This is a genomic window from Streptomyces sp. NPDC051921 (genome assembly GCF_040680975.1).
Taxonomy (GTDB): domain Bacteria; phylum Actinomycetota; class Actinomycetes; order Streptomycetales; family Streptomycetaceae; genus Streptomyces.
Genome location: NZ_JBFAXU010000010.1, coordinates 35,284 through 48,619 on the forward strand (window position 1 = coordinate 35,284; position 13,336 = coordinate 48,619).

Below are 13,336 nucleotides of genomic sequence, written 5' to 3' on the forward strand. Positions count from 1 at the left end.
GGTTCCGCTCGTCCGGCCGGCGTCCCCCATGGCGCGGCTCCCGGACGCAGAGGACACCATGCGGCAGAACGGACGTACCGGCCAAGGCTTTGCCCACGACGGCGCGGCGGGGCCCGCCCCTGCCGCGGTCAGTCGGCGAGCGCCGCGGCCGGGCCCATGACCACGACGGGCTCGCGGGCCGGGTCGAGGGCGCGCAGCAGCTCCTTCATGTCCTCGCGGAGCAGCGAGACACAGGCCTGGGTGGGGCCGCCGTGGTCGACGTGGATCCAGACGCCGCCGCCCTTCTCGGGGCCGAGCGGTCGCTCCTTGTCGAGCGGGGTCCTGCCGGGGACGCGGTTGTAGTCGATGGCGACGACGTAGTCGAAGGAGCCTTCGAGGGGCTCGCCGAGGAAACCGGTGCCCGACACGCCGAACTCCTCGTCCTGGTCGTACGGCAGACGGGCCCCCGGGTCCGGCAGCCGGCCGCCGGAGTCGCCGATCCGGAACACGCCCGTGGGCGACCGCAGATCGCCTGCCACGTGGTCGTCGGTCCAGCCGCGCAGGGCGTTGTGCCCGGTCCAGGGCCCGGCGGCGCGGTGCCACCGGCCGGCCTGGTCCCGTTCGTGGAGGACGGCCGTGGCGACGTTGCCGTCGACGCCGTCGCCGCTCACCACCAGGGCCTGGGTGGTGCCGTCGGGGATGCGGGCGTAGGTCCGCGGGCCGAGTCCGGGGAGGCGCGCGGGGGCGCGGTTCGCGCCGTCGCGCCCCTCCGGCACCGAGGCCTCGGGCGACGCGGACGCCGGGGCGGATGCGGACGCGGCGGACGGTCGCTGTGCGCCGCAGCCGGTCAGCACCAGGGCCGCGGACAGGGCACAGGTGAGCACCGTTGCGGTGCCCTTGCGGACGGGCATGGGCCGGCCACCTCCGGGGGTCGGGGCAATGCGGCCATCCGTACCCGTCCGCGCCCGCGCCTGTCGCGCGGCACCCGTCGCCTCACCCGTCCGGGCCACGGGGGAAAGCAGTTGACGGGGCGTCGCGGGCGCGGTTTCCTGCCCCGGTGAGCGACCTGAGCAGCGAACTTCGCATCGAGAGCATCGACCCGGCCGACCCGGAGGCCTCGCCGGTCCTCCTGGCGGACTGGCGGCTGATCCACAACACGATCATCCCGACGGCCCCGCTGTCCGAGGACGACGTGCGCGAGCGGGCGGGCCGCAACCGGCTCGACGTCGCGTACCTGGGCACGGTGGCCGTGGGCTGCTCCACCGTCCGCCCGCCGGACGAGGAGACCCCGGCCGCGACCGTCATCTCCCGGATCCTGCCCGGGCACCGGGGACGCGGCTACGGCACGGCCCTGTACGAGCGGGGCCTCGCGCTGGCCCGGGAGCTGAGCGACGAGGGCGTGGAGACCGTGGTGCTCGCGAGCAACGAGGAGGGGCTGCGCTTCGCCCTGGCCCGCGGGTTCGAGGAGACCGAGCGGTACCTCCTGCCGGGCGACACGGTGCCGTTCGTGACGCTGCGGCTGGCGGAGGGGCGGTAGCCGACGGTCCGGACGGCATCCCGGCGGCCGCACCGCCCGCCTACCGTCTCGAGGCGGCCGCGTACGACGCGAAGCTCCGCCGAGCGAGCGGCGGCGGCCACTGGTCCTGGCCGGCCCGGGACGCCGGGCGGCTGATCGCCGGGGGCTGCGCTGCCGGCCGGAGTCGCTGTCCCGCTGGGACGCGCGATCCGGGCCTGTCGCGTCGACCTCGACGATCCGTACACGACCGTCCTCTGGTTCCTCCACCGGCCGGGGACCTTCGACGGCCGGGCGGAGGAGGACGGGCCGTGGCTCCGGTTCGTCTGGCGTCCCCCCGATGACGGCGGGAGCCCCGGTCGGCGAGGAAGGGCAGCACTGCGGAGGCTCTTGGAGGAGGACCCCGAAGGGATATGCCGACCTCCACGGAGACGGTCGCTGACGATCCGTCAGATCTAGGGCGTCGCACCTCTGGGAACCTCGCGCCCCCGGCGCTACCCTCCGCGCATGATTCCGACCGTGGTGTGGGGAACCGGAAATGTCGGGCGCGCGGCGATCCGAGCCGTCGACGCCCACCCGGCGCTCGAACTGTCGGCCGTCCTCGTCGCGAACCCCGCCAAGGTCGGCCGCGACGCGGGCGAGCTCGCCGGGCTCGGGCGCCTGCTGGGGGTCGCGGCCCGGGACGACGTCGAGGCGGTCCTGGCCGAGGGGCCGCGCGCCGTCGTGTACGCGGCGTCCGGGGACATGCGCCCCGACGACGCGCTCGCCGACGTGGTGCGGGCGGTGCGGGCCGGGGCCGTCGTCGTGACGCCCTCGCTGTATCCGCTGTACGACCATCGGGGCGCGCCCGCGGAGTTCCGCGAGCCGGTCCTGGCGGCGGTGAAGGAGGGCGGCGGGTCGCTCTTCGCCTCGGGCGTGGACCCGGGCTGGGGCAACGACGTGCTGCCGCTGCTCGTGAGCGGTCTGGGCAGCACGGTGGAGGCGATCCGCTGTCAGGAGATCTTCGACTACTCGACGTACGAGCAGGAGGAGTCCGTCCGGTACCTCGTCGGCATGGGTCAGCCCATGGAGTACGAGGCGCCGATGCTGCTGCCGTCGGTGCCGACGATGGTGTGGGGCGGTCAGCTGCGACTGATGGCCCGGGCGCTCGGCGTCGAGCTCGACGGGATCCGCGAGACGCTGGAGCGGCGGCCGCTGGAGGCGACGGTGCGGACCCGGACGATGGGCGAGTTCGCGGCCGGCACGCAGGGCGCGGTCCGCTTCGAGGTGCAGGGGATCGTCGACGGCGAGCCGCTCCTGGTGATCGAGCACGTGACCCGGATCCATCCGGACTGCGCACCGGACTGGCCGGTGCCGCCGGACGGGGCGGGGGCGCACCGGGTGATCGTGGAGGGCCGGCCGCGGATCGAGGTGACCGTGGAGGCGACGGACGAGGGCGAGAACCGGTCGGCGGGCGGGAACGCGACCGCCGTGGGGCGGCTCGTGGGGGCCGTGGACTGGCTCGCGGAGGCGGAGCCGGGGCTGTACGACGCGCTGGACGTGCCGTTGCGCCCGGCGGTGGGAAAGCTGGGAAGGAGACCGCGATGATCATCGACATTCCCGAGGGGCAGGAGCCGATCGGGTACGTATGGGGCGACATGGTGCCCGGGATCGGGATGGCGGCGGCGAACTTCTCGCTGTCCGTGTACGCCCACACGACCCTGGGGCTGCGCGAGTTCGAGGCGGCTCGGCTGCGGATCGCGCAGATCAACGGCTGCAGGTTCTGTCTGGACTGGCGCACGGACCGGGACGGCGAGAAGGTCGAGGAGGAGTTCGCGGACGCCGTCCTGGAGTGGCGGACGACGGACGCCTTCGACGAGCGCACGCGGCTGGCCGCGGAGTACGCGGAGCGGTACGCGCTGGACCATCACCGCCTGGACGAGGAGTTCTGGGCGCGGATGACGGCGGCGTACGCCCAGGTGGAGATCGTGGAGCTGACGATGAGTCTGGGCTCGTGGCTGGCCTTCGGACGGCTCAACCGGGTGCTCGGGCTCGACACGGTCTGCGTGCTGCCGACGCAGTGAGCCGCGGAAGGGGCCGGTCGGGCGGTGGCCCGGCCGGCCCCCTTCGCGTGCCGCGCGGGGTCCTACAGGTCGGTCGCGATGATCTTCTCGATGTTGCGTTCGGCGAGGGCCGTGATGGTGACGAACGGGTTGACGCTCGTACTGCCCGGGATGAGTGCGCCGTCGATGACGTACAGGCCGTCGTAGCCGTGCAGTCGCCCGTAGTTGTCGGTCGCGCTGCCGAGGACGGCGCCGCCGAGCGGATGGTACGTGAGATGGTCGCCCCAGATCTTGTACGTGCCGAAGAGGTCGGTGCGGTAGATCGTCCCCTCCTTGGCGTTGATCTTGTCGAAGATGGTCCTGGCCGCGTCGATGGAGGTCTGCTTCCAGGCGCGGTCCCAGTTCAGGTCGACGCGTCCGGTGGCGGCGTTCCAGGTGAACTCGGCTCGGTGCGGCGTCTTCGTGATGGACAGGTAGAAGGACGCGTAGGTCTCGATGCCGGTGGGCAGCGGGGCGACCTCCGCGAAGGCGCCGCCGGCGTCCCAGTTGTCGATGCCGGCCGTGGGCATGGCGGACTGGAGCTTGCCGGTGGGGTCCCACATGTGGTTGGCCCGGCCGCACATGACGTTGCCGTTGTCGCCCCAGCCCTTGCCGATCCGGTCGTTGAGTGCGGGCAGGGCCCCGGTGGCCCTGAGACGGGTGAGCAGCTTGCTGGTGCCCACGCTGCCGGCGGCGAAGAACACCCGGTCGGCGGTGACCGTCTTGGTCTCGACGGTGGCGCCGGTGGTGCCGATGCGCTCGATGGTCACGGTGTACCCGCCGCCGGCGGCGGGGGTGACCGCGGTGACCTTGTGGAGGGGCGAGACGGCGACCCGGCCGGTCTCCGCGGCGCGGGCGAGGTAGGTCTTCTGGAGGGACTTCTTGCCGTGGTTGTTGCCGTAGATGACCTCGCCCTCGAGGGCGGACCTGGGCACGGCCCCGGCGGCCTCCTGCTTCATGTAGTCCCAGTCGTAGACGTTGGGCACGAAGACGAAGGGGAAGCCGGAGCGTTGGGCGTGCTTGCGGCCGACGCGGGCGTACTGGTAGCAGTCGGCGCTCTCCCACCAGGCCTGGTCCACGCTCGTGACGCCGAGTCCGGCGTTGGCGCGCGGGTAGTAGGTGGCGTACATCTCGTCGGGGTCGACGGTCGGGAGGAGCGACGGGAAGACCTCGCGGCGCGGGGTGACGGCCATGCCGCCGTTGACGAGCGAGCCGCCGCCGACGCCGCGGCCCTGGTAGACGGTGATGCCGGCGAAGTCCTCGGCGTCGAGGATGCCCGTGTAGAGGGGCACGTCCTTGTCGAGCGGGAAGCCGAGGAAGTTGCTCAGCGGCTGCTTGGTACGGGTACGCAGCCAGAAGGAGCGGTAGTCGGGCTTGGTGGTGTTCGCGAAGATCTTGCCGTCGGACCCCGCGGTGTCCCAGGCCATGCCCATCTCGATCATGTGGACGTCGACGCCTGCCTGGGCGAGCCGGAGTGCGGCGACGGAGCCGCCGTATCCGGTGCCGACGACGAGGGCGGGGACGCGGGCGCCGTTGGGGACGGGGGCACAGACGGCGGCGACCTCGGCGGGGGTCGCGTGCGCGGCGGAGGCGTGCCCGGCGAGCGCCAGGCCACCCAGAAGAGAACCGGTTCCAGTGACGAACCGACGACGTGTCCAACCTCTGGATGCCGAGGCTGAAAGCGATCTGTCACTCACGTGATGTTCCTCACTTCAGGAGTGAATGGGAACATGTTCTACTGGCGCGTTCGTGGGAAGTCACGCGAAACCACCGGGTAACTTACGGCTGAAAAGTGCTGTTTGCGATCACGGTCCGGCACGGAAGGGCGCCTCGGGCGCCGTGCGCCCGAGGGGGCCTTCGTCAACGGAAGATCGCCGGTCTCCGGCCACCGCTCCCGGGCCGTGGCTCCGGAGCTACCGCTCCCGCTTCTCGGAGTCCTCGGGGCCGCCGTTCTCGGCGGCGGTACTCAGACCGGCCACCAGGGCGCCCGCGAGCGCCGCCCAGGCGAGGGCGCCGGGACCGGAGACGCGCCAGCCGAGCGCGGCCAGGAGCAGGCCCACGAACACCCCGGCGGCGAGGGCACGCCGGTCGTGGACGAAGGCGAGGGCGCGCCGGGCGGTGCCGGGGCTGCGCCGCTCGCGCAGGGCGATACGGCAGACGAGCAGGGCGGCGGCCACCGCCGCCGTCAGGGCCAGGATCACGCTGCACACCGCCTCTCCCCGCGGCCCGGCCGGGGTCCGTCCGCCGCCGGGCCTGGGTCCGTCCGTCTGCGGACAGTGTCCCCGGCCGCGGCCGCGGGCGCGCGTCAGGCGGCCAGGAAGGCCTCGATGGCGTCGGCGAGGGCCTTCGGAGTCTCCTCGGGGGCGTAGTGGCCCGCCTCCGGAAGGACCGCGAGCCGGGCGTTGGGGTACCAGCGCAGCCAGGTCGACTCCATGGCCTCGGCACCGAGCGCCGGGTCGTGGGCGCCGACGACGAGGAGGACGGGGGCCGGGTTGTCGCGGACCCGCTCGTGGAAGTCGGTGCGGGACCAGGAGTCGAGGTAGGCGCGGAAGGCGGTGGCCGAGGAACGCCGCAGGGAGCGCTCCACCAGACCGGAGAGCCAGGCGTCGTCGTACCGGCCCCCGGTGGTGTTGTCGATGATGGCCCGGCGGTTTCCGGGGTTCTCTGCGGCCCCCGCGAAGAGCTCCCAGGTGTCGGCGTCGAGCGGGAAGCCGGCCGCGGAGACCGGGGAGATCCCGACGATCGAGCGCACCCGCTCCGGCGCGTCGAGCAGCATCAGCTGGGCCGCCTTGCCGCCCATGGAATGCCCGACCACGGAGAAGGTGTCCCAGCCGAGGTCGTCGGCGACGGCGAAGGCGTCGGCCGCGACCTCCTCCATCGTGTAGGAGCCCTCGGCGTCGATCGCCTCACCGTACCCCCGGCAGTCGAGGAAGGCGTAGGACCCCGCGGCGTCGTCGAGGTGGTCCCGCAGCGGCGCGAAGCTCGTGCGGTCGCCGAACCAGTTGTGCAGCACCAGCGCCCGGTGCGGTCCGCTGCCGTGTACGTCGTACGGAAGAACCCGGCCCGTCATCAGTCCCCCTGGTCACGAGGTGGTGGGGCTGCAGCCCGCCGCGGCAGCCGACGACCGAGTCTCGCGAGCGGCCGCGGCGCGGTCAATGCCCCCGGAGAGTGGTTCACGCGCCTGTACTCCGGATGCGTGGTCCTTCCGGGCGGGAGCATGCTGGCTGTGTGACCTCGCACGGCGCGGCAGGCCCCGACCCGTCGGCCGAGCCCGGGCCGCCGCCCCGGGACACAGCCGCCCACGGGCCGTCGGCCGACGCGCTGGGAGTGGTCCTCGCGGAGTCGGTGCTCCGTGCGGTCGAGGCGGCGGGCGGATACGCGGGCGGGGTCTACCTGCGGTCGGGGACGCCGGGGCTGCTGCGGCTCGCCGTGCTCGCGGGCCTGCCGGGCTCCCTGTTCCGGCCGTGGTGGCGGATGCACGTGAACCGGCCGTTCCCGGTGGCGGAGGCACACCGGTCGGGGCAGCCGGTCCACCTGGGGAACGTCGAGGAGGCCATGCGGCTCTTCCCCCAGCTGGTGGCGAGCCTGCCGTTCCCCTTCGCCTCCCTGTACACCCCCGTGATCAGCGGCGGGGAGCGGTTCGGCGTCCTGGTGGTGCTGCGCGACCCGACCCCCGGCGAGTCGGTGGACTCGCGGGACCGCGGCCATCTGGTCCAGGAGGCGCGCCGGCTGGCCGTGACGCTCGCCGAGCTCAGCGCGCACGGGACCGTCGTCGAATGGCCCGGCGAGCCGGTGTCCGTGCAGCTGCCGACCCGGACCGGGCCACCGGTGCGGATCGGCTACTTCGACTGGAACCTGGACACCGGCATCGTCACGGCGGACCAAGGGCTCCGGGACATCCTGGGCGAGACCAGCCCGTTCCCCTGGACCGTCGAGGCGCTGACCGCCCGCTTGATGCCCGAGGACACCTACGCCCTGTGGGCGCTCGCCCGGCAGGCCTCCGGCGGCCCGGCCGCCCGCCGGATCCGGCTGAAGGGCCCGGACGGCGGGCTGCACCTCCTGGAGGTGACCGCCCGCCCGCTCGGCAACGACCGTGGCGGGCACCTGCTGACCGGCTCGCTCGTGGACCTCGGCACCGGACTCGTCGGCTCGGACGCCACCGACCGGCTGCCCCGGGCGATCCTGGCGATCGACCGGCTCGGGCGGATCACCTACGTCAACGAGCCCACGGAGGCGCTGCTCGGCATGCCGCGCGGCACGCTCGCCGGGCGGACGCTCTGGGAGGCGCTGCCCTGGTTCGCCCACCCGTACCACGAGGAGCAGCTGCGCGGCGCGCTGCTGTCGGACCAGCCGATCCACTTCCTGGCCCGTCCGGGGCGCGGCACGTGGCTGTCCGTCTCGCTGTACCCGGGGCAGGACGGGGTCACCCTGGTCCTGGTCCCGGAGGGCGATCCGGGCGGGCAGCCGCACCCGGGCCGTGTCGACGCCGACGACGCCGTCCTGTCCCCGCCGGAGGGCCGGGCCGCGGCGATGTACCGTCCGGTGGCCCTCGCCATCGCGCTGTCGGAGGCGGTGACGGCGCGCCAGGTGTCGGCCGTGGTCACCGAGGAACTGCTGCCGGCCTTCGGCGGACGGCAACTGGCGATCTACCTGCTGAGCGAACGCCACCTGTACCTGGCCTGGGAGACCGGCTTCCCACCGGGCTTCCTGGAGCCCTTCGACGGTGTGGGCCTGGGTGCCCAGGTGCCCGGCGTGGAGACGCTGACGACGGGCCGGCCCCTCTTCTTCGAGTCCATGGACCAGCTGCACGCCGCCTACCCCGGGCTGCCGCTCGACGCCCACACCGGAGCACGGGCCTTCCTGCCGCTGATCGCCTCGGGGCGCCCGGTGGGCTCCTGCATCCTCGGCTTCGACAAGCCGCGCGGCTTCACCGCCGAGGAGCGCACGGTGCTCACCGCGCTCGCCGGCCTGATCGCCCAGGCCCTGGAGCGTGCCCAGCGCTACGACTCGGAGTCGGCGCTCGCCCGGGGCCTGCAGGACGCCCTGCTCCCCCACCGGCTTCCGGTGTACGAGGGCGTGGAGACGGTGGGCCGCTACCTGCCGGGCACGCAGGGGATGGACGTGGGCGGCGACTGGTACGACGTGGTCGAGACGATCCCCGGGCACCTCGCCCTGGTCATCGGCGACGTGCAGGGCCACGGCGTGGCCGCGGCGGCGACGATGGGCCAGCTGCGCAGCGCGGTCCGGGCCTTCGCGCTGGGCGGTCACCCTCCGGAAGAGGTGGTGCAGGGAACGAACCGGCTGCTGATCGACCTGGATCCGGGCCAGTTCGCCAGCTGCTGCTACGTCGTCCTCGACCCGGCGACCGGCAGCGTGCAGGCGGCCCGGGCCGGGCATCCGCAGCCGCTGCTGCGCCGGGCGGACGGCTCCACTGAGGTGGCGCACCTCGCGGGCGGTGTGGTGCTCGGGGTCGACGACACGGCCACGTATCCGGAGACCCGGCTGCGGCTCGAACCGGGCGACGTCCTCGCGCTGTTCACGGACGGCCTGGTGGAAAGGCCGGACACGGACATCGACGAGGGCATCGAGCGGCTGCGCCGTACCTTCGCCGCGACCGGGGCGGCGCCGCTCTCCGAGATCGCCGACCGCCTGATCCGGGAGGCCCGGCAGGCGCCCGACCGTCCGGACGACATCGCGCTGCTCCTCGCGGCGCGCTGGGGCCGGGACGGGCGCCCCGCCTGACGGCGGGCCGGGGCGCCTCAGGGGCGGTGGTGGTGGTCCGTCATCGTCGGCAGGCTGGAGTGCACGGCCACGGACGAGAAGTTCGAACGGTCCAGGTGGGCCTGTTCCCTGCGGGCCTGCTCCAGGATGAGGCCCTCGGCGTCCTCGGTGGCGCCGTTGCCCCGGCGCAGCAGGACGACGACGAGCAGCACGGCGAGTGCCGCGAGGATGCCGAACAGCACGAGCAGTGCGGCCATGAACGTTCCCCCTTCGTTCGCGACGGCCCGTCAGCGGTGCCGTGCACGGAACCCTAACCCGGCGTCGTGCACAGCGGAACGGTCGCGCCGCCCGGTCCGTCATGACGCAGCACCGCGTTCTGCCGGGCCCGATGCCGGTCGAGCACGTCGCCGACGAGCGCCACGGCGCGGGGCAGGTCGTCACGGACGAGCAGGTCGTAGAGAGTCGCCACCGGTACGGAGCGGCCGTCGGGCCCGGTCGTGCCAAGGCCCCCGCCGATCTCGGCGCGGCCGATCCCCGCCGTGCGCAGCGCGGCGTCGAGCTCGGACTCGACGGCGAGGGAGGGGTCGTGGGGGAGCCCGCCGAGATCGAGCCGCAGCCCGAGCTCCCAGGAGTCGGCGGCGGCGAGCGGGCTCCGGCCGAACCAGCGCTTGACGAGGCTGCCCCGAGGCAGCCCGGCCAGGGTCTCCACGGCCCAGCAGGCCTCCGCCCGGGACACCGGCTCGGTGAGGGCGCGCAGGACGACGGGCTCGTCGTACCCGGCCGCGCGCAGCGCCTCGGTGAGCGGGCCGAGCTCGGCGTGGCCGCGTGCGCGCGCGCAGGCCTTGACGGTAGAGCGGCCGGAGTCCGGGGTCGGCCGAACGGGTGGTCATCTCGTCGGGCAGTGCCATGCGGTGCAGGGTGGCCGCCGTCACCCGGTCGGGCGTGCGGCGGTGGTCCTCGGGGCGGTGCCCGGAGAGGCTGGGCGCACCGGGGGACTGGCAGGGCGTCCGAGGAGGACATGTGCAGCAGGACAAGCAGCCGGAGTACCGACCCGTGGTGTTCCGCGACCGTGCCGCCGGGTTCGCGTTTCTGACCCGGTCCACGGCGACCAGCGACCAGACGATCGAGTGGGACGACGGCACCACCTACCCGGTGGTCGACGTCGAGATCTCCTCCGAGAGCCACCCCTTCTACACGGGCAAGGCGCGGACCGTGGACACCGAGGGACGGATCGCCAAGTTCGAGCGCCGCTACGGCGAGGAGGACGGCTGAGCCCTCCGCCACGTCCTCTGCCATAACTGGCCAGAGGATGACCACTTCACCTTCCAGGATGAGTGCTGTGACCGCGGCGGAGGCTCTCCGCTCCGCCGGGGCCACTCTCTCTCGACTCCTGTCTCGTCTGTGTCTTCCTGGAAGGAACCCCCTCATGATCGTGGTCACCGGAGCGACCGGAAACGTCGGACGCCTGCTCGTGGAGGCGCTGGCCGAGGCCGGCGAGGACGTGACGGCCGTCAGCCGCCGGCCGGGCGCCACCCCGCTGCCCGAGGGCGTGCGGCACCGGCCCGCCGACCTCGCACGGCCGGAGGAGCTGACGACCGCTTTCGCGGGCGCCGACGCCGTGTTCCTGCTGGTCGCCGGGGTCGGCGACGAACTGCGGCCGCGGGAGATCGTGGCCGCCGCCGTGGCGGCCGGAGTGCGCAGGCTCGTCCTGCAGTCCTCACAACTGCTCGGCACCCGCCCGGACTCCGCGTCGCACGCTCCGTTGCGGGAGTTCGAGGCCGCGGTGCGCGGGTCCGGACTGGAGTGGACGGTTCTGCGGCCCTCCGGCTTCGCGTCGAACGCCTTCCTGTGGGCCGACGCGGTGCGGACCGCGCGGACCGTGGCGGCTCCCTTCGCCGACGTGGCCCTGCCGGTCGTCGACCCGGCCGACATCGCCGACGTGGCCGCGGCGGTGCTGCTCGAGGACGGGCACGCCGGGCGCACGTACGTGCTGACCGGTCCGACGGCCGTCACCCCTCGCGAGCAGGTGGCGGCCCTGGCACGGGCGGTGGACGCGCCGGTGCGGTTCGTGGCACAGACGCGGGACGAGGCCCGGGAGCAGCTGGTGCGGTTCCTGCCGGAGGTGGCCGTGGAGGGGATGCTCACGGTGCTCGGCGAGCCGTTCGCGGAGGAGCAGCGGGTGAGCCCCGACGTGGAACGCGTGCTCGGGCGCGGCGGGCGGCCGTTCTCGGCGTGGGCGGAGCGCAACGCGTTCGCCTTCGCCTGAGCGCGGGCGAGGGCCGGGGCGCGGGCATGCGACCGCCCCCGGGCCGGTGCGGCACGGGGGCGGTGGGCCGACGCCGTAGCGTGGGCCGTGCGGTCGGATCAGGCCTCGACGACGCCGGACTTGGCGACGCGGACCTTGGCGCGGGTGGCGCCGGAGGGGGTGCCCAGGGTCTCGATCTTGTCGACGACGTCCTGGCCCTCGACGACCTCGCCGAAGACGACGTGCTTGCCGTCCAGCCAGTCGGTCACGATGGTGGTGATGAAGAACTGGGAGCCGTTGGTGTTGCGGCCCGCGTTCGCCATCGACAGCAGGTACGGGCGGTCGTGCTTCAGCTGGAAGTTCTCGTCCGCGAACTTCTCGCCGTAGATGCTCTTGCCGCCGGTGCCGTTCTCGTTGGTGAAGTCACCGCCCTGGAGCATGAACTTGGGGATGACGCGGTGGAACGGGGAGCCGGCGTAGCCGAAGCCGTGCTCGCCGGTGGCGAGCTCACGGAAGTTGCGGGCCGTCTTCGGGACGACGTCGTCGAAGAGCTTGAAGACGATGCGGCCGGCCGGCTCGTCGTTGATGGTGATGTCGAAGTAAACGTTGTTGCTCATGGGGACATCCTGTCATTCCCCGGGTACTGCGCGCGCACGGGCCGCCGCCTCCCGGGTGGCGACGACGCAACGACGTGCCCCGCACGGCCCTGGCGGGGCGGTGCGGGGCACGGGCGGTCCGGGTGGCGGTGGTCAGAGCAGGCCGCCGACCTCCGAGATCGGAAGGCCGCCCGCGCCCTCCGCGGTGTCGCCCACCAGGGTGGTGACGTCCTGGTCCTCCTGGAGGAGGCCGGTGACGCCGGGTCCCGCGCCGCCGGGCTCCGCGGCGGAGGCGTTCGGGGGCGGGGTGACGAGGGCGGTGACGACGCCTGCCGCGAGGGAGGCGATGGCGAGCATGCTGCGCTTCTTCATGCCCTGGTCAACTACCGAGGACGGCTGAGGTTACGGCGGCGCTCGCGGCGTTTCCGTACGCCCGGCGCGCGCTTGCTGAGCCACAGCGAAAGAATGCACTATCCGGACGGAACCGCCCATTCGACGCAAATGTCTTCCCTAGTGACACCACTGTCCCCATCGCAGAGAGTCCGGGGGACGCCATGCTTCACCGACAGACCCTCGCGGCCACGGCCGCGGGCATCCTTCTCGCCGGCGGGATCGGCGCCACGATCCCCGCGGGCGCCGCGTCCGCCCCGTCCCGTACGACCCCACCGGCCACGGCCCAGGTCGTCAACGTCCGCTGGGGCGGGCACCCCACCTTCGACCGACTCGTGATCGACGTCCGGGGCACGATGCCCCCGGTCGCCGTCAAGCCGGTGAAGGAGCTGCGCTACGACGGCTCGGGCAACAAGGTGCCGCTCGCCGGGAAGTACTTCCTGGAGATCAGGCTCTCGCCCGCCGCCGCCCACAACGAGTCGGGCCAGTCCGTCTACAAGGGACCCCGGCTGGTCAGGATCCACCTGCCCGCACTCAAGGGCGTCGCGCTCACCGGCGACTTCGAGGGCGTGGTCACCATCGGAGCCGCCTTCCACAGCAAGCCCTTCTACAAGACCTTCGTGCTGCACTCCCCCGAGCGCTTCGTGCTCGACGTCGCCCACCCCGCGCCCGTCTGCCGCAGGTGAGCCCGCCCTCCCGCGGGGCGGTGACCGCTCGACGGCGGCCACCGCCCCGGCCTGCGCGGAGCTACCTCCGAGCTACCTCCCGGGATGACACCCGGCGGGCCGCATTGTCACCCCCCGTCCGATGC

At 73.5% G+C, this 13,336-nt stretch carries 15 protein-coding genes; 7 read left to right on the top strand and 8 right to left on the bottom strand.

The genetic code is table 11. The features are described from left to right. Nucleotides 1-128: 128 nt before the first annotated feature. On the bottom strand, nucleotides 129-890 hold the full coding sequence (locus AB0M16_RS15340; protein WP_365342868.1) for a L,D-transpeptidase family protein: 762 nt from the start codon (nucleotides 888-890) through the stop codon (nucleotides 129-131). Between the two features lie 182 nt (nucleotides 891-1,072). Here AB0M16_RS15340 and AB0M16_RS15345 point away from each other — a divergent pair, with 182 nt between their 5' ends. From AB0M16_RS15345 to AB0M16_RS15355, 3 genes are all read left to right on the top strand, one after another. Further along, on the top strand, nucleotides 1,073-1,516 hold the full coding sequence (locus AB0M16_RS15345; protein WP_365343214.1) for a GNAT family N-acetyltransferase: 444 nt from the start codon (nucleotides 1,073-1,075) through the stop codon (nucleotides 1,514-1,516). A gap of 483 nt (nucleotides 1,517-1,999) precedes the next feature. After that, complete coding sequence (locus tag AB0M16_RS15350) at nucleotides 2,000-3,079, top strand: dihydrodipicolinate reductase (RefSeq protein WP_365342870.1); 1,080 nt, start codon at nucleotides 2,000-2,002, stop codon at nucleotides 3,077-3,079. Further along, complete coding sequence (locus tag AB0M16_RS15355; protein WP_365342872.1) at nucleotides 3,076-3,555, top strand: carboxymuconolactone decarboxylase family protein; 480 nt, start codon at nucleotides 3,076-3,078, stop codon at nucleotides 3,553-3,555. The genes AB0M16_RS15350 and AB0M16_RS15355 overlap by 4 nt, the downstream gene beginning before the upstream one ends. A 62-nt stretch (nucleotides 3,556-3,617) precedes the next feature. Here AB0M16_RS15355 and AB0M16_RS15360 read toward each other — a convergent pair whose 3' ends face one another. The 3 genes from AB0M16_RS15360 to AB0M16_RS15370 all read right to left on the bottom strand — a co-directional run bounded on the left by AB0M16_RS15360 (nucleotide 3,618) and on the right by AB0M16_RS15370 (nucleotide 6,643). Further along, entirely contained in the window at nucleotides 3,618-5,270 is a 1,653-nt protein-coding gene (locus tag AB0M16_RS15360; protein ID WP_365342874.1) for a GMC oxidoreductase, read from the bottom strand. A gap of 216 nt (nucleotides 5,271-5,486) precedes the next feature. Further along, a complete protein-coding gene (locus AB0M16_RS15365) occupies nucleotides 5,487-5,783 on the bottom strand; it encodes a hypothetical protein (RefSeq protein WP_365342876.1) in 297 nt (98 codons plus the stop codon). Nucleotides 5,784-5,878: 95 nt separating this feature from the next. After that, nucleotides 5,879-6,643, bottom strand: coding sequence for an alpha/beta hydrolase (locus tag AB0M16_RS15370; RefSeq protein WP_365342878.1), 765 nt, complete (start codon nucleotides 6,641-6,643; stop codon nucleotides 5,879-5,881). A 122-nt stretch (nucleotides 6,644-6,765) separates the two neighbouring features. On the opposite strand from AB0M16_RS15370, the gene AB0M16_RS15375 reads away from it, so the two are divergent. Then, the gene (locus AB0M16_RS15375; RefSeq protein ID WP_365342880.1) at nucleotides 6,766-9,315 is read left to right on the top strand and encodes a SpoIIE family protein phosphatase; all 2,550 of its coding nucleotides are present in this window, start codon (nucleotides 6,766-6,768) and stop codon (nucleotides 9,313-9,315) included. A gap of 17 nt (nucleotides 9,316-9,332) precedes the next feature. Here the strand turns inward: AB0M16_RS15375 and AB0M16_RS15380 are convergent, their stop codons facing one another. Further along, nucleotides 9,333-9,551 (bottom strand): hypothetical protein, encoded by a 219-nt coding sequence (locus AB0M16_RS15380; RefSeq protein WP_365342882.1) that lies wholly within the window; start codon nucleotides 9,549-9,551, stop codon nucleotides 9,333-9,335. A 53-nt stretch (nucleotides 9,552-9,604) separates the two neighbouring features. After that, a complete protein-coding gene (locus AB0M16_RS15385) occupies nucleotides 9,605-10,003 on the bottom strand; it encodes a hypothetical protein (protein WP_365342884.1) in 399 nt (132 codons plus the stop codon). A gap of 311 nt (nucleotides 10,004-10,314) precedes the next feature. Between AB0M16_RS15385 and AB0M16_RS15390 the strand changes: the two genes are divergently transcribed. Continuing rightward, nucleotides 10,315-10,566, top strand: a complete 252-nt coding sequence (locus AB0M16_RS15390; RefSeq protein WP_365342886.1) for a type B 50S ribosomal protein L31 — start codon at nucleotides 10,315-10,317, stop codon at nucleotides 10,564-10,566. A 154-nt stretch (nucleotides 10,567-10,720) separates the two neighbouring features. Next, on the top strand, nucleotides 10,721-11,560 hold the full coding sequence (locus tag AB0M16_RS15395; RefSeq protein ID WP_365342888.1) for an NAD(P)H-binding protein: 840 nt from the start codon (nucleotides 10,721-10,723) through the stop codon (nucleotides 11,558-11,560). Nucleotides 11,561-11,658: 98 nt separating this feature from the next. Here AB0M16_RS15395 and AB0M16_RS15400 read toward each other — a convergent pair whose 3' ends face one another. Next, the gene (locus AB0M16_RS15400; protein ID WP_365342890.1) at nucleotides 11,659-12,156 is read right to left on the bottom strand and encodes a peptidylprolyl isomerase; all 498 of its coding nucleotides are present in this window, start codon (nucleotides 12,154-12,156) and stop codon (nucleotides 11,659-11,661) included. Nucleotides 12,157-12,288: 132 nt separating this feature from the next. Beyond that, on the bottom strand, nucleotides 12,289-12,507 hold the full coding sequence (locus AB0M16_RS15405) for a hypothetical protein (RefSeq protein ID WP_365342892.1): 219 nt from the start codon (nucleotides 12,505-12,507) through the stop codon (nucleotides 12,289-12,291). Nucleotides 12,508-12,689: 182 nt separating this feature from the next. Between AB0M16_RS15405 and AB0M16_RS15410 the strand changes: the two genes are divergently transcribed. Continuing rightward, nucleotides 12,690-13,211, top strand: coding sequence for a hypothetical protein (locus AB0M16_RS15410; protein WP_365342895.1), 522 nt, complete (start codon nucleotides 12,690-12,692; stop codon nucleotides 13,209-13,211). The last annotated feature ends 125 nt before the right edge of the window (nucleotides 13,212-13,336 follow it).

Coding starts and splice junctions, on each gene's coding strand:
- AB0M16_RS15340 (WP_365342868.1), bottom strand. CDS start 890: ATGCCCGTCCGCAAGGGCACCGCAACGGTGCTCACCTGTGCCCTGTCC.
- AB0M16_RS15350 (WP_365342870.1), top strand. CDS start 2,000: ATGATTCCGACCGTGGTGTGGGGAACCGGAAATGTCGGGCGCGCGGCG.
- AB0M16_RS15355 (WP_365342872.1), top strand. CDS start 3,076: ATGATCATCGACATTCCCGAGGGGCAGGAGCCGATCGGGTACGTATGG.
- AB0M16_RS15370 (WP_365342878.1), bottom strand. CDS start 6,643: ATGACGGGCCGGGTTCTTCCGTACGACGTACACGGCAGCGGACCGCAC.
- AB0M16_RS15375 (WP_365342880.1), top strand. CDS start 6,766: ATGCGTGGTCCTTCCGGGCGGGAGCATGCTGGCTGTGTGACCTCGCAC.
- AB0M16_RS15380 (WP_365342882.1), bottom strand. CDS start 9,551: ATGGCCGCACTGCTCGTGCTGTTCGGCATCCTCGCGGCACTCGCCGTG.
- AB0M16_RS15395 (WP_365342888.1), top strand. CDS start 10,721: ATGATCGTGGTCACCGGAGCGACCGGAAACGTCGGACGCCTGCTCGTG.
- AB0M16_RS15400 (WP_365342890.1), bottom strand. CDS start 12,156: ATGAGCAACAACGTTTACTTCGACATCACCATCAACGACGAGCCGGCC.
- AB0M16_RS15405 (WP_365342892.1), bottom strand. CDS start 12,507: ATGAAGAAGCGCAGCATGCTCGCCATCGCCTCCCTCGCGGCAGGCGTC.
- AB0M16_RS15410 (WP_365342895.1), top strand. CDS start 12,690: ATGCTTCACCGACAGACCCTCGCGGCCACGGCCGCGGGCATCCTTCTC.